Raw genomic sequence first — 13,515 nt, 5'->3', positions numbered from 1 at the left:
TCGGTTGCCGCCACGCTCTTGTGCAAGGCTCGCTGGCGCGGCGATGTGGCCGCCCCCCCCTTCGCGCCCCGATTGAAACCGAAACGGATCCATGACCTGGACTCAGGCCGCCTTCGGCCGCATCACCCTCGGCCTGAAGATGCTGGGCTTCCTGGTCCTGCTGGGGCTTGCGGCCAGCTTCGTCTGGATGGTGCAGGAAACCCGGCGCTATGCCGACGCCGTGGTGGCGACGCAGGAGGTGCGGGTGGCGGCGGCGCAGTTGCTGGGCTCGCTGCAGGATGCGGAAACCGGCCAGCGCGGCTTCCTGCTGACCGGCGATGCCGCCTACCTCGCGCCCTTCGAGGAATCGGAGCAGGCGCTGGAATCGGACCTGCCCGAACTCGGCGCCCGGCTTGCCGCCGAGGGCGGCAACCCGGCGCTGGAGGCGACGCTGGACGGGCTGATCACGGCCAAGCTGGCGGAGATCCGCCGCACCATCGCCCTGGCGCAGCAGGACGAGCTGGCGGGCGCCATCGACGTGGTGCGCGAGGGCCGCGGCAAGGCGCTGATGGACCAGATCCGCGGCCTGCTGCAGGGCATCGAGGCCCGCGCCCTGGCCCGGCTGCAGGACCGCAGCGCGACGCTGGAGCGCGCCGGCGGCGTGCTGCTGGCCGCGGCGCTGGGCGGCTGCGCCCTGGTGGCGCTGCTCGGCCTTGCCACCCTGACCATCGCCATGCGCTATACCCGGGACCTGGATTCCGCCCAGGCCGCGCTGAAGCGCGCCAATGCCAGCCTGGAACAGCGGGTGCAGGCGCGCACCGGGTCGCTGGTGGCGGCGAATGAGGAGATCCAGCGCTTCGCCTACATCGTCTCCCACGACCTGCGCGCGCCGCTGGTCAATGTGATGGGCTTCACCCAGGAGCTGGAGACCGCGCTGGTCGCGGTGCGGGAGGCGATGGACCGCGCCGAGATCGAGGCCCCCGCCCTGGTGACCCCGGCGCTGCGCGAGGCGGTGCGGGAGGATATCCCGGAAGCGATCGGCTTCATCCGCTCCTCCACCAACCGCATGGACCGCTTGATCGGCGCCATCCTGGCGCTGTCGCGCGAAGGCCGCCGGCGGCTGGTGGCGGAGCCGGTGCCGCTGGGGGCGACATTGGAATCCCTGGCCGGCAGCCTGGCGCACCAGCTGGACGCCAGGGGCGCGGAGCTGCGCCTGCAGCCGCCCTTCCCGACGCTGGAAAGCGACCGGCTGGCGCTGGAACAGATCCTCGGCAACCTGCTCGACAACGCCCTGAAATACCTGGAGCCGACCCGGCCCGGCCGCATCCTGGTGCGCGCACGGCGGGAGGCCGGGATGCATGCGATCGACGTCGTGGACAATGGCCGCGGCATCGCCGCCCGCGACCATGGGCGGGTGTTCGAGCTGTTCCGCCGCTCCGGCCCGCAGGACCAGCCGGGCGAGGGCATCGGCCTTGCGCATGTGCGGGCGCTCGCCCGCCGCATGGGCGGCGACATCCGCCTGACCTCCCGCCTCGGCGAGGGATCCGTCTTCACCCTGCTGCTGCCGGACAAGCTGCCGGCTGCCGACCCGGCGCTGCAGCCGAGCCCCGAGGAGCAGCCCGCATGAACGTCTCCGCCCAGGCCGTCACCATCGTCATGATCGAGGATGACGAGGGCCACGCCCGCCTGATCGAGAAGAATCTGAAGCGCGCCGGCGTCTACAACGAGGTGCTGCACCTCGCCTCCGGCACCGCCGCGATGGACCACCTGTTCGGCCCGCACCGCCAGGGCGGCCCGCCGGTGCTGGTGCTGCTCGACCTCAACCTGCCGGATATGAGCGGCATCGACATCCTGGCGCGGCTGAAAGCAGACCCGGTGCTGAAGCTCGCACCGGTGATCGTGCTGACCACGACCGATGACGACCGGGAGATCCGGCGCTGCTACGACCTGGGCTGCTCAGTCTACATCACCAAGCCGGTGAACTACGAAACCTTCGCCCAGGCGGTGCGCCAGCTCGGCCTGTTCCTCGCGGTGATCCAGGTGCCGCCCACCGCGCCATGAGCGAACCGGCTTCCCGCATCCTCTACATCGACGACGACCAGGCCCTGTGCCGCCTGGTGCAGCGGGCCCTCGGGCGGATGGGCCGGCAGGTGGTGACGGCGCATGATGGCGATGCGGGCGTGCGGCTCGCCCGGCAGGGCGGCTTCGATGCCATCTGCCTCGATCACTACATGCCCGGCGCCGATGGGCTGGAGACGCTGGGCCTGCTGCGCGACCAGCCGGCGCCGGTCATCTTCGTCACCGGCGCGGACGAGACGCGCGTCGCCGTGGCGGCGCTGCGCGCGGGGGCCGAGGATTTCGTGGTCAAGACGCCGGGCGAGAGCTTCCTGCTGCTGCTGCAACGCGCCATCGACGGCGCGGTGGACCGCGCCGCGATGCGCCGCCGGCAGACGGAGGCCGAGGCGCAGGTGCGCGCGGCGCTGGACCGGGCGGAGGAGCTGGCGGCCAGCCGGGCGCTGCTGCTGCAGGAGGTGAACCACCGCGTTGCCAACAGCCTTCAGATCATCGCCAGCCTGACGCGGCTGCAGGAAGGCGCGGTCGCGGACCCGGCGGCGCGCGCGGCGCTGGCCGCCGTGCGGCACCGCATCGCCGCCGTTGCCCAGGTGCATCGCCGGCTTTACACCTCGGCCGATGTGCGCGCGGTGGCGCTGAACGATTATCTGGGCGGCCTGCTGACGGAAATCGGCCGCAGCGTGGAGACGGCGCGCATCGACTTCACCGGCGCCGACCTGCAGGTGCCGCCGGACCGCGCCGTCTCGCTCGGCGTCATCCTCTCCGAGCTGGTGACGAATGCGCTGAAATACGCCTATCCCGACCTGCCCCAGGGCGGGCCGATCCGCGTCACGTTGACCGAGGAGGATGGTGCCGGCGTGCTGCGGGTGGAGGATGACGGCATCGGCGGCGCCGGCGCCCATGCCCCCGCCGGCACCGGGCTCGGCGGGCGGATCGTGCAGGCGATGGCGCAGACCATCGGCGGGCTGGTGGAATTCGCCGGCGGCCCGGGGTCCCGCATCACCGTCCGCTTCGCCCTGAACTGACCAAGGTTCAACTGACCGATAGGGCGCGCTTCAGGCCCCCTGCATCGCCACCTTCTCCGCCTTGTCGTCCGCCGCATGGTGGAAGTTGCTGCGCTGGTAGCCGGTCATGAAGTCGGGATAGGTGATCGGCGGTTCCCGCCCCGCGCTGCCATCCTCGGTGATCGGCGCCATCACCGCGCGGTAGCCGGCATCCATGAAGAAGGGGATGGCGTAGCGTTCCTGACCGGAGCGGTTGATCACCCGGTGCGGCGTGGCCAGGAAGCGCTTGTCGGTCCAGCGGCGCAGCATCATGCCGCCATTGATCAGCAGCGCGCCCTCCGGCGCCGGCGCATCGACCCAGTCGCCGCCCGGCATCCGCAGCGACAGGCCCGGGATGCGGTTCTGCGCCAGGATGGTCATGAAGCTGGTGTCCACATGCGGCGCGATGCCGAACTCGTTCTCCGGCGCCGTGGGGGCCTGCTGCGGGTAGTGCGACATCCGCAGCGTGTACATCGGCTCCTTGAAATGGGGCGCGAAGAAATCCGCCGGCAGGCCGAGCGCGCGGGCGTAGAGCGGCAGCAGGCGCAGGCCGAGACCCTCGAAGGCATCGCAGGCGGCCAGCACCTGCGCCCGGAAGCCGGGCAGGTCCGGCCATTGGTTCAGGCCGCGGAAGCGCACCCGGCCCACCACGTCAGGATGGTCCGCCGGCAATTCGCGCTTGAAGAAGATGGCCTCGTTCGCGTTCGGCAGCGCCACCTCGCCCACCGCGTTCACCCGCGTGGTGGCGCCGCGCATCGGCATGTAGCCGATGTTGTGCTCATTGATCTTCAGCGCCAGCTTCGCCTCGATCGGCTGCGCGTGGAAGCGTTCCGCGGCGGCGAAGGTCTCGTCCAGCAGCGCCTGCGGAATGCCGTGGTTGCGCACGAAGTAGAAGCCCACCTCGGTGAAGGCGCGGCGCAGTTCCTCCCCCAGCCGGTCCAGCGCGCCCGGCGTGCCATCCCGCAGCGGCGCCAGGTCCAGGACGGGAATGCTGTCGCTCATCACGATCCTCCACGGTCTCTTGCGGCAAAGGCTTGCACCCGGTGCGGCCGGGTGCAACCCGCGTCACGCCGGCAGCAGGTTCAACCGGCCGAGCAGCGCCCGTTCATCGACCATCGCCTGCTGCATGGAGGCGCGATAGGCGGCGCCATCGGCCAGCATCAGCGGCTGGTCCAGCCGGGCCAGGAATTCGACATGGCGCGGGTCCTGCGCGGCCGCGCGGAACGCATCGGCCAGCACCTTCACCACATCCGCATCCATGCCGCGCGGCCCGATCAGCCCGCCGGGACTGTCGATGACGATGTCCATGCCGAGGTCGCGCAGCGTCGGCACATCCGGGAAGCGCGCGGCGCGGGCGGAGCTGTACAGCGCCAGCAGCCGCAACTGCCCGCTCAGCACCAGCGGTGCCCAGCCGGAGGATTCGGAGGCGAAGTGGATCTCCCCGCCCAGCAGCGCGCGCAGCGTGTCCGAGGTGCCGCGATAGGGCACATGCTGCCAGGTGACGCCGCTGGCCAGGCCGATCCGCTCCATCGCCAGGTGCTGGGTGGAGCCGATGCCGAGCGTGCCGAAGTTCAGCTTGCCGGGGTTGGCGCGCGCATGGTCCAGCAGTTCGGGCAGCGTCTTCCACGGCGCATCGGCGCGCACCACCGTGCCCATGACGAAGCCGGTGATCTGCAGGATGTAGGTGAGGTCGTCGATGGGATGGTAGGGCGGGCGCGGGTTCAGCAGCATCTGCCGCACCACGCCCATATGCATCTGGGAGATGGTGGTGCCATCCGGCCGCGCCTCCTTCAACGCCATGGCGCCGAGGATGCCGGCGGCGCCGGGCTTGTTCTCCACGATCACGGACTGGCCGAGCTTCTGCCCCACCAGCTCCGCCAGGATGCGGAAGCCGCCATCGGCCGGGCCGCCCGGCGTCCAGGGAATGATCAGCCGGATCGGACGGTCCGGAAAGCGCGCCTGCGCCGAAGCGGGCAGGCCCAGCGCGGGAAGGGCAAGCCCGGCCGCCAGCGCGGCGCGGCGCGTGATGCGTTGCATCGTTGATGCCTCCTGTTTGTCACGACATTTGGCCGAGGCCGGCGCGGCGGCGCAAGCGTCTTGACGTGGCCGGCGGTCAGCCGCGCCACAGCCGGCGCGTCAGCACCAGCGCCAGCACGCCCTCCGCGCCGATCAGCACGGTTGCCGCCGGCGCGCCCAGCCAGTTCGCCATCGCACCGAGGTGCAGGAAGCCCACCAGCCCCAGCCCGATGCAGGCGGACAGCACGCCAAGGGCGCGGGAGCGCATCTCGGGCGGTGCCGTGGTGTAGACCAACGTGGCCTGCATCGCCGCGAAGCCGGCATTGCCGATGCCCACCAGCAGCAGCGCCAGCGCCGCCGGGAGGGCATGCGGCATCAGCGCGAAGACCGCGAACAGGCCGCAATAGAGCGCTGTGCCGCCGGCATAGATGTTCCGATACCAGGCCGGCCGCACCAGTGGCACCAGCAGCGCCGCGCCCAGCAGCGCGCCGATGCCGTCCATCGCCGCGATCAACCCGACGCCCTCCGCCCCCAGCCCCAGCCTCTCCTGGCCGATGACCGGGATCATGGACGAAAGCGGCCAGCCGAAGACGTTGAAGATCAGCGTCACCACCATCACGCCGGCCATGCCGGGCGTGCGCAGCACCAGGCCGAAGCTGTCACGCATGTCGCGCCACACGCCGGCGCGGCGCGGTGCGATCTCGCTGCGGAAATCAAGCCGCAGCGCGACGGCGCCGGCGAAGCCGTAGAACAGCGCGCAGACCAGGAAGGCCGGGCCGAGCCCGAAGGCGGCGAGCAGCGTGCCGCCCACCGCCGGCCCGGCGATGCGGCTGGCATTGTTCACCACGACATCGAGCGAAATGGCCCGCGCCATCCGCGCCGCGCCCACCACCTCCCCCAGCATCATCCGGCGCACCGGGTTGTCGGCCGCCCAGACGAAGCCGCCGACGAAGCTCGCCACCGCCAGGTGCCAGGCGTCCAGCACCCCGGCCAGGGCGAGGCCGCCGAGCACGGAAGCGGTCGCCACCTGCACCGCCAGCATCGCCAGCAGCGCCGCGCGCCGCTGCACCCGGTCTGCCGCCACGCCCAGGAAGGCGCCGAACAGCCCCATGGGCAGCAGCCGCAGCAGCGTCATCATGGCGACCAGGAAGGCGGATTGCGTCTGCTGCCAGACCACCACGCCGACCACCAGCATCTCCAGCCAGCGGGCGACGGAGACCAGCAACCCCACCGCCAGGATGCGCCGGGCATCCGGCACGCCCAGCACGCCGCCGCCCATCCCCCCGATCTGCACCCTGACGCCCCGACGTTTCCCCGGCGATCCTTGCAGGCGCGGCGCGGCTTCTCAAGCCGGGGCCGGAAGGGCCGGGGCCTACAGGAAGCTCTTGGCCAGCTTGCGCAGCGCGGGCGAGGCGGCGCGCTTGCCCTCGCCGGCATATTGCTCGTGGTAGTCCTCGATGTTCGCGGGGTCGTAGCGGTAGTTCACCATCAGCCCGCAGGCCTCCCTGAACCCCTTCTCCGAGGTGTCGCCCCGCCAGTTCAGCCGTTCCACCCGGGCGCCGTTGGACAAGTGGAAATGCGCCACCGGGTCGCGCGCGCGGCGGCCGCCGCGGCCGGATTCCGCCAGCAGGTAGCGGGCGCAGGCGCGGGTCAGGATTGGCTCCAGCTGGCGGGACGCCGCCTCCACCCGCGCCCAGCCGCGCCGCGCGATCAGCCGGCGCAGCGTCTGGCCCGGCGTCTCCGCCACCGCAACGCCCGCCTCCGCCCCCGGGGCGGCCAGCGCCGGGTCAGGCGGCGCCACCAGGCGCAGGGCCTGGGCTTCCTCCTCCGTGACCAGCGTGGTGTCGCCGGCCTCCAGCTTCTCATCCAGCCAGGCGCGGAAGCCGGGGATGGGGGAGAGGGTGGCGAAGCAGCTCAGATTGCCGAACTCCGCGCTCAGCACCTCCACCACCCGCTTGATCAGGAAATTGCCGAACGAGATGCCATCCAGCCCGCGCTGGCAGTTGTTGATCGAGTAGAACACCGCGGTGTCCGCCTTGCGCGCATCCAGCAGCGGTGCCTTTTCGTCCAGCAGCCCCTGCACGCTGGCGGCCATGCCTTCCACCAGCGCGACCTCGACGAAGATCAGCGGCTCGTCCGGCATGCGCGGGTGGAAGAAGGCGTAGCAGCGGCGGTCGGAATCCAACCGGTTCTTCAGGTCGCGCCAGGTGCGGATGCGGTGCACCGCCTCATACCCCACCAGCTTCTCCAGCAATTCGGCCGGGGAGGTCCAGTCGATGCGCCGCAGCTCCAGGAAGCCCACATCGAACCAGCTGGCCAGCAGGCCGCGCAGGTCCGCCTCCAGCGCCTGCAGCAGCGGCTCCCCCTTCATCCGCGCCATCAGGTCGGCGCGCAGCTCCACCAGGAACTTCACCCCGTCCGGGATGGTGGTGAACTGCGTCATCAGGCGCAGGCGCGGCGGCTCCAGCACCCGGCGCAGCCTTGCCTTGGCGCCGGCGCGGGCGGCGGCATCCGGCGCGGCAGCCACCGCCTCCCACGCCTCGGCCACCGCCGCGGCGTCCGAATCGAAGCCGGCGAGGGCGAGCAGGAATTCGCCGCGCGCCGCATGGTCCGCCGCCAGGTAGCTCTGCGCCAGCCGCGCGGCGCGGGAGCGGGCGGAAACCTCGCCGCCGCGGGCCTCCAGGCAGGCGCGCATCTGCGCGGCGATGCCATCCGCTTCCGCCGGGGTGGAGGAAGCGATGTCGCGCCACAACGCGGTGACGCGGCGCAGGGCACGGTCGATCAGGCCCGGCGGTGCGGCCACATCCGACATCACGGAACCTTTCAGCATGTTTCAGAAATCATGCCCGAAGTGAGGCGGGGCGTCGAGCAACATCGGCGCCAGCAGCCCCGGCAGCGCGGCGGGCAGATCCTCCGCCAGCAGGCCGGGGCCCAGCCGCGTGGCGGCGGCGCCGTGCAGGTGGCAGGCGGCGCAGGCGGCCTCGAAAGGCGGCATGCCCTGTGCCAGCAGCCCCGCCACCATCCCCGCCAGCACATCCCCGGTGCCGCCGGTGGCCAGCCAGGGTGGCGCATTGCTGTTGATGGCGAGCCGCCCATCCGGCGCCGCCACCAGGCTGTCCGCGCCCTTCAGCAGCACCACGGTGCCGGTGGCGCGCGCCGCGGCGCGGACGGCGGCGGGGCGGTCCGCACCGGGCGGGCCGAACAGCGCGGCGAATTCCCCGGCATGGGGTGTCAGCACGGCGCAGCCGGCCAGCGCCACGGGGCGGCCGGCGGCGGCCCGCAGCGCGCCGGCATCGGCCACCACCTGCCGCCCGGCCGCCACCGCCTGGCGCAGCAGGTCCAGCGTCGCGGCCAGGGGCGGCAGGCCGGGGCCGATCACCCAGGCGCCGATCCGCGCATCGGCCAGCAGTTCAGCCGGCGCCCCGGTGGCCACCATCACCCCGGCCTCCGCGGTGCGCAGCACGGCGGCGGTCGCGGCATCGGGGGCGAGAATGGTCAGCAGCCCGGCGCCGATGCGGCGCGCCCCGGCGGCGACCAGGCGGGCGGCGCCGGTCATCCCCGGGCCGGCCGCCACCGCGACATGGCCGCGCGCGTATTTGTGCGCCTCCGCCCCCGGCACCGGCAGCCGCCACAACGCCGGGCCGTTGCGGAAGGCGCGCGGGCCGATCGCCGGCAGCACCGCCGCCGGCAGGCCGATATCGGCCAGCACCAATTCGCCGCAGAGCCCGCGCCCGGGATACAGCAGGTGGCCCGGCTTCAGGCGGAAGAAGGTGACGGTGAGTGCCGCCCGGGGCGCAAAGCCGGCGACGGCGCCGGTTGCACCGTCGACGCCGCTTGGCATGTCCACCGCCACCAGCGGGCCCCGCGCCGCCGCCAGCACCGCCGCCACCAGGCCTTCGACCGGGCGGGAAAGGCCGGCGCCGAACACCGCATCCACCACCAGCCCGGCGCGGCCGGCTTCCGCCGCGTTGAAGGGGCGGGTCGGCCCGCGCCAGCGCGCCGCCATCGCCGCGGCATCGCCACCGGGCGCGGGCGGCGCCAGCGCGGCGACCGCCACCGGCCAGCCAGCCTGCTCCAGCAGCCGGGCCACCACATAACCGTCGCCGCCATTGTTGCCCGGCCCGGCCAGCACCAGCGTCGGGGCCGGGCGGAAGCGCCGGCGGATGGCGCGGGCCACGGCGGTGCCGGCGGCTTCCATCAGGCGCAGGCCGGGAAGGCCGCCGGCGATCGCCGCCGCATCGGCGCGGGCCATCTCGGCGGGCGTCAGCAATTCGGGCGGCCATTCCATGCCGGCAGGATAGGCCGCCTGCCGGCCGCGGCGAACCCATCGGCCGCTGCCGCGCTATCGGGGCATGCGAAACGTCACTCTGTTGACCCTCACCCTGCTGCTGCCGCTGGGCATGGCCAAGCCGGCCGCGGCGCAGAACCTGCTGCAGGGCGGCCCCGCCGCCAATGCGGTGCCACCGGCCACCGAGATGCCGCGCTCGCCGCCGCCGGCGCAGGCGAACCCGCCGCCCGGCCCGGCGGATGGCGTCGGCGCGCCGCGCAACCTGGCGCCGCGCACCGCCCCGCCGCCGGACCACCAGACCATGCCGGCGCCCCCCGTGCCCGGCGCCCGGCAGCCGCGCCGCAGCGACGGGTGGAGCGATTTCGGCGACAGCCCGATCCCGCCACGCCCCGGCGCCGGCCGCGCGCCGGACAACCCGCGGGCGCCAGGGATGGAGCCGCGACCATAGTCAGGCCACCGCTATGCTAGGCTCCGGCCGCAACCCAAGCTGGAGTCGCAGGCATGGCCTTCGTGGTGGCGGTCGCACAGCGCAAGGGCGGCGCGGGCAAATCGACCCTGACCGCCAACCTGGCCGCCGCCCTGGCCGGCCAGGGGCATCGCGTTGCGGTGCTGGATACCGACCCGCAGCAGACCCTGGCGCGCTGGGCGGCGGAACGCGCCAAGGCCGGGCCGCGCGCCCTGCCCTTCGTGCTGGAAGCCCCCGCCGGCTGGCGCGTGCCGGCGGCGCTGGACCGGCTGCGCGGCGCGCATGACGTGGTGCTGCTGGACACGCCGCCGCATGCCGATACCGATGCGCGCATCGCCATCCGCGGCGCCGACCTGGTGCTGGTGCCGTTGCAGCCTTCCTCCGCCGACCTCTGGGCGATGGACGCGACGCTGGACCTGGCGCGCGGCGAGAAGCGGCCCACCGCCATCGCGCTGAACCGCGCGCCGGCCAGCGGCAAGCTGCTGGCCCAGGTGCTGGCGGCGCTGGACAAGCGCCAGTTGCGGCGACTGGAGCCCGCCATCGGCAACCGCACCGGCATCGCCCAGGCCTTCGCCGGCGGCCTCGGCGTGACGGAGGCCGCCCCGCGTTCCGTCGCGGCCGGGGAAGTGCGGGCCCTGGCGGAGGCCCTGATGGCGCTGCGCCGAGGCTGACGGGGCTTTTCAGCCGCCCCGGCTTATGGCCACTTGCCGCGCCGCAGCACACGGAGGGCGGGAGAGCGATGGCGCAGGCGAAGGGCACCCGGCGCGGCATGAGCCCGGATGCGGGGGTGGAGATCTCCGAGGACACCTTCCCCGAACTCGACGCCGTCGCCGCCATCCAGCGCGGCCTGCACAGCTTCAACCAGGAGATGGGCGGCCCCTATGACCGGGAGCCGGTGACCCTGCTGGCCCGCGCGGCGGATGGCAGCGCCCGCGGCGGGCTGCTCGGCCTCACCTTCTGGGGCTGGCTGTTCATCGACTGGCTGTGGCTGTCGCGCGACCTGCGCGGCAAGGGCGTCGGCTCGGAACTGCTGCAGCGGGCGGAGGCCATCGCGCGGGAGCGCGGCTGCGCCCAGGCCTACACGGACACTTTCAGCTTCCAGGCGCCCGGCTTCTGGGAAGCCAATGGCTACACGGAATTCGGCCGGCTGGACGGCATGCCGGCCGGCCATGCGCGCGTCTGGTTCCGCAAGGCGCTGTGATGGCGCCGGACCTCATCCTGCATATCGGCCAGTCGAAGACCGGCACCTCCTCCATCCAGCGGGTGCTGGGGGCGCGGCGGCCGGCGCTGGCGAAGCTTGGCGTCTGCTACCCGGCGGCACCGGGCTGGGCCAATCACGGGATGCTGCCGGCCTCGCTGGTCTCGCTGGACCGGCTGGGCCACTTCAACCCGGCCTTGTGGGAGGGCATCGGCGCCGCGGCGCGGCTCGACCGCTTCCGGCGCGACTTCGCGGCGGAGATGGCGGCGCTGCCGGCCACCACCCGCCTCATCATCCTGTCCGCCGAGCAATGCGGCGGGCTGCTGAACACGCCGGAGGAGGTCGGGCGGCTGCGCGACCTGCTGGCGCCGCTGGCCCGGCGCCTCCGCGTGGTGGTCTACCTGCGCCGGCAGGACCAGCACTTCGCCTCCGGCTACACTCAGGCGCTGCGCATCGCCCAGATCAACCCGCCCACCATGCCGCAGGCGGGGCCGGAGCGGCTGGGGCAATACGACTACGCCCGGCTGCTGGACCTCTGGGCCGGGATCTTCGGCGCGGACGCCCTGCTGGTGCGGATCTTCGAGCGCGACCTGCTGCGCAACGGCGATGCGGTGGACGACTTCCTGGCGCTGTGCGGGATCGACCTGGCGGTGCCGCAGGACGACCCGGACCGGCAATCCAACCTCTCCCTCACCCCCGGCGGCATCGACCTGCTGCGCAGCATGGGCGCCTGGATGAAGGCGACCCCGCAGGGGCTGAGCGCCGCCTCACCGCTGTGGCGGCGCTTCGTGCAGGCGGCGTCGGAAACCCTGCCCGGCCGCGGCTGGCGACCGCACCCGGCGGAGGCCGCCGCCTTCCTGGGGCGCTTCGAGGCGGTGAACGAGGCGGTGCGCCGCCGCTGGTTCCCCGACCGCCCGCGCCTGTTCGCGCCGCTGGAGGTGCCGGAAGGCCCGCCCCCCGGCGCCGGGCCGCCGCCGGTCGATCAGGCCGCCGCCCTGCAGGCCGCCCTGGCATTGCTGGAGCGCGAGATGCGGGTGGGCGCGGAGCGGGAGGCGAACCAGCACGCGGCCATCGGCCGGCTGCATGAACGCCTCGGCGAATCCGGCCCCGCCCGCACCGCCTACCGCGCCGCGCTGCGCGCCGTGCCGGACCATCCGGTGGCGCAACAGCAACTGGCGGAGATGGCGCTGGCCGACGGGGATCGCACCACGGCGATGGCGCATCTGGCGGTGCTGCAGCGCGCGCATCCGGACCAGGCGGCGACGCGGCGGCTGGCGCAACGGCTTGGCACGCCGGCGACATAGGAGCAGCCGACGGAACGGCCGCGAACCCGCCCGGCGGGAGCGACGTTCGGTGATGGTGCAGAGAGGAGCACCGCATCATGGCCCACCACACCAGTGCCGACGACGCCCGCCGCAACCCGGGCGCCTATCGCCACACCGCCATCTTCCCCGTCCTGGCCGCCGTCGCCCTGGCCTGCGTGGCGGTGATGGCGCTGCTGGAGAATGCGGTCCGCTGAGGCTCAGCGCTGCGCCGCGCGCAGCACCTCCCGCCGCCAGATATACAGGCCGGCGCCGACCAGCACGGCAAAGCCCAGCAACTCGAACAGATCCGGCCATTCCGCCCAGATCAGGATGCCGACCAGCATGGTCCAGATCAGGCCGGAATACTCGAAGGGGGCGAGCAGCGTCGTCTCCCCCCGCCGGTAGGCCGCCGTCATCAGCAGCTGGGCGATGGCGGAGACGAAGCCGATGCCGCCCAGCATCAGCCACTGCGCGGGTGTCGGCGTGACCCAGACCGGGATCGTCGCCAGCCCCGCCACCATGGCGGAGGAGAGGGCGAACCAGAAGACGATGGAAACGCCGCTTTCCCCGGCCTCGCCCATGCGGCGGATGCTCAGCATCGCCATGGCCCAGCCGAAGGCCCCCAGCAGCACCAGGCCCACGGAGAACACCGGCAGCGCCGCGCCGCCGAAGCCCGGGCGTACCATCACCAGCACGCCGCAGAAGCCGACGGCCACCGCCGACCAGCGGCGCCAGCCCACCTTCTCCCCCAGCAGCAGCACCGAAAGCGCCGTCAGGAACAGCGGCATGGTGAAGCCCAGCGCGGTGGCGGTGGCCAGCGGCAGGTGCGCGAAGCCGTGGAAGGCGCCGGTCATGCCGCACAGCCCCCAGAAGGTGCGCTCCGCATGCCGCCAGGGCAGGCGGGTGCGCAGCATCGCCAGCCCGCCCGCCTGCATCACCATCAGCAGCAGCAGCGGCAGGGCGAAGGCGTTGCGGAACAGGATGACCTGCGGCAGCGGCACGCCCGGCCCGATCGCCTTCACCAGCGCGGCGGAAACCACGAAGGCGGCCGAGGCGCCGAGCACGAGCAGGATGGCGCGGCGCCGCGCCGCGACGACCGAGGAGGGGGGCGGATCAGTGGGGGACATGGACGTTCCTGACGCCCAAGG

At 73.2% G+C, this 13,515-nt stretch carries 14 protein-coding genes; 8 read left to right on the top strand and 6 right to left on the bottom strand.

Translation table 11 applies throughout. The features are described from left to right. Window positions 1-91: 91 nt before the first annotated feature. The 3 genes from HEQ75_RS10730 to HEQ75_RS10720 are packed head-to-tail and all read left to right on the top strand — an operon-like array spanning window position 92 to window position 3,077. Window positions 92-1,606: a sensor histidine kinase gene (locus HEQ75_RS10730; RefSeq protein ID WP_168030179.1), complete on the top strand. Its 1,515-nt coding sequence runs from the start codon at window positions 92-94 to the stop codon at window positions 1,604-1,606. After that, complete coding sequence (locus HEQ75_RS10725; protein ID WP_168030177.1) at window positions 1,603-2,040, top strand: response regulator; 438 nt, start codon at window positions 1,603-1,605, stop codon at window positions 2,038-2,040. The genes HEQ75_RS10730 and HEQ75_RS10725 overlap by 4 nt, the downstream gene beginning before the upstream one ends. Beyond that, entirely contained in the window at window positions 2,037-3,077 is a 1,041-nt protein-coding gene (locus HEQ75_RS10720; protein ID WP_168030175.1) for a sensor histidine kinase, read from the top strand. Before HEQ75_RS10725 ends, HEQ75_RS10720 begins: the two co-directional genes overlap by 4 nt. 30 nt (window positions 3,078-3,107) lie before the next feature. Here the strand turns inward: HEQ75_RS10720 and HEQ75_RS10715 are convergent, their stop codons facing one another. The 5 genes from HEQ75_RS10715 to HEQ75_RS10695 all read right to left on the bottom strand — a co-directional run bounded on the left by HEQ75_RS10715 (window position 3,108) and on the right by HEQ75_RS10695 (window position 9,399). Then, on the bottom strand, window positions 3,108-4,097 hold the full coding sequence (locus tag HEQ75_RS10715) for an isopenicillin N synthase family dioxygenase (protein ID WP_168030173.1): 990 nt from the start codon (window positions 4,095-4,097) through the stop codon (window positions 3,108-3,110). A gap of 63 nt (window positions 4,098-4,160) precedes the next feature. Then, entirely contained in the window at window positions 4,161-5,132 is a 972-nt protein-coding gene (locus HEQ75_RS10710; protein ID WP_168030171.1) for a tripartite tricarboxylate transporter substrate binding protein, read from the bottom strand. 76 nt (window positions 5,133-5,208) lie between these two features. Continuing rightward, entirely contained in the window at window positions 5,209-6,405 is a 1,197-nt protein-coding gene (locus HEQ75_RS10705; RefSeq protein WP_168030169.1) for an MFS transporter, read from the bottom strand. Window positions 6,406-6,483: 78 nt separating this feature from the next. Further along, window positions 6,484-7,941: a malonyl-CoA decarboxylase gene (locus HEQ75_RS10700; RefSeq protein WP_328733515.1), complete on the bottom strand. Its 1,458-nt coding sequence runs from the start codon at window positions 7,939-7,941 to the stop codon at window positions 6,484-6,486. A gap of 3 nt (window positions 7,942-7,944) precedes the next feature. Continuing rightward, complete coding sequence (locus tag HEQ75_RS10695; RefSeq protein ID WP_168030167.1) at window positions 7,945-9,399, bottom strand: NAD(P)H-hydrate dehydratase; 1,455 nt, start codon at window positions 9,397-9,399, stop codon at window positions 7,945-7,947. Window positions 9,400-9,481: 82 nt separating this feature from the next. On the opposite strand from HEQ75_RS10695, the gene HEQ75_RS10690 reads away from it, so the two are divergent. The 5 genes from HEQ75_RS10690 to HEQ75_RS10670 all read left to right on the top strand — a co-directional run bounded on the left by HEQ75_RS10690 (window position 9,482) and on the right by HEQ75_RS10670 (window position 12,582). Further along, window positions 9,482-9,847, top strand: a complete 366-nt coding sequence (locus tag HEQ75_RS10690; protein ID WP_168030165.1) for a hypothetical protein — start codon at window positions 9,482-9,484, stop codon at window positions 9,845-9,847. A gap of 53 nt (window positions 9,848-9,900) precedes the next feature. After that, window positions 9,901-10,536 carry a ParA family partition ATPase gene (gene parA, locus HEQ75_RS10685; protein ID WP_168030163.1) on the top strand — a complete coding sequence of 212 codons (636 nt, stop codon included), beginning with the start codon at window positions 9,901-9,903 and terminating at the stop codon, window positions 10,534-10,536. A gap of 68 nt (window positions 10,537-10,604) precedes the next feature. Then, window positions 10,605-11,066, top strand: a complete 462-nt coding sequence (locus HEQ75_RS10680) for a GNAT family N-acetyltransferase (protein ID WP_168030161.1) — start codon at window positions 10,605-10,607, stop codon at window positions 11,064-11,066. Continuing rightward, window positions 11,066-12,367, top strand: coding sequence for a tetratricopeptide repeat protein (locus HEQ75_RS10675; RefSeq protein ID WP_168030159.1), 1,302 nt, complete (start codon window positions 11,066-11,068; stop codon window positions 12,365-12,367). Before HEQ75_RS10680 ends, HEQ75_RS10675 begins: the two co-directional genes overlap by 1 nt. 77 nt (window positions 12,368-12,444) lie before the next feature. Beyond that, the gene (locus tag HEQ75_RS10670; RefSeq protein ID WP_168030157.1) at window positions 12,445-12,582 is read left to right on the top strand and encodes a hypothetical protein; all 138 of its coding nucleotides are present in this window, start codon (window positions 12,445-12,447) and stop codon (window positions 12,580-12,582) included. A gap of 3 nt (window positions 12,583-12,585) precedes the next feature. On the opposite strand, the gene HEQ75_RS10665 is transcribed toward HEQ75_RS10670, so the two are convergent. Next, the gene (locus tag HEQ75_RS10665; RefSeq protein WP_168030155.1) at window positions 12,586-13,494 is read right to left on the bottom strand and encodes a DMT family transporter; all 909 of its coding nucleotides are present in this window, start codon (window positions 13,492-13,494) and stop codon (window positions 12,586-12,588) included. Between the last annotated feature and the right edge of the window lie 21 nt (window positions 13,495-13,515).

This window comes from Falsiroseomonas selenitidurans, assembly GCF_012103215.1.
Taxonomy (GTDB): Bacteria; Pseudomonadota; Alphaproteobacteria; order Acetobacterales; family Acetobacteraceae; genus Falsiroseomonas; species Falsiroseomonas selenitidurans.
The sequence above is the reverse complement of the archived record's forward strand: the minus strand, read 5'-3'. Positions and strand labels throughout refer to the sequence as shown.

Excerpts from the sequence above, each read along its gene's own strand:
- HEQ75_RS10730 (WP_168030179.1), top strand. The coding sequence starts at position 92 with ATGACCTGGACTCAGGCCGCCTTCGGCCGCATCACCCTCGGCCTGAAG.
- HEQ75_RS10725 (WP_168030177.1), top strand. The coding sequence starts at position 1,603 with ATGAACGTCTCCGCCCAGGCCGTCACCATCGTCATGATCGAGGATGAC.
- HEQ75_RS10720 (WP_168030175.1), top strand. The coding sequence starts at position 2,037 with ATGAGCGAACCGGCTTCCCGCATCCTCTACATCGACGACGACCAGGCC.
- HEQ75_RS10715 (WP_168030173.1), bottom strand. The coding sequence starts at position 4,097 with ATGAGCGACAGCATTCCCGTCCTGGACCTGGCGCCGCTGCGGGATGGC.
- HEQ75_RS10710 (WP_168030171.1), bottom strand. The coding sequence starts at position 5,132 with ATGCAACGCATCACGCGCCGCGCCGCGCTGGCGGCCGGGCTTGCCCTT.
- HEQ75_RS10700 (WP_328733515.1), bottom strand. The coding sequence starts at position 7,941 with ATGCTGAAAGGTTCCGTGATGTCGGATGTGGCCGCACCGCCGGGCCTG.
- HEQ75_RS10695 (WP_168030167.1), bottom strand. The coding sequence starts at position 9,399 with ATGGAATGGCCGCCCGAATTGCTGACGCCCGCCGAGATGGCCCGCGCC.
- parA (WP_168030163.1), top strand. The coding sequence starts at position 9,901 with ATGGCCTTCGTGGTGGCGGTCGCACAGCGCAAGGGCGGCGCGGGCAAA.
- HEQ75_RS10680 (WP_168030161.1), top strand. The coding sequence starts at position 10,605 with ATGGCGCAGGCGAAGGGCACCCGGCGCGGCATGAGCCCGGATGCGGGG.
- HEQ75_RS10675 (WP_168030159.1), top strand. The coding sequence starts at position 11,066 with ATGGCGCCGGACCTCATCCTGCATATCGGCCAGTCGAAGACCGGCACC.
- HEQ75_RS10670 (WP_168030157.1), top strand. The coding sequence starts at position 12,445 with ATGGCCCACCACACCAGTGCCGACGACGCCCGCCGCAACCCGGGCGCC.
- HEQ75_RS10665 (WP_168030155.1), bottom strand. The coding sequence starts at position 13,494 with ATGTCCCCCACTGATCCGCCCCCCTCCTCGGTCGTCGCGGCGCGGCGC.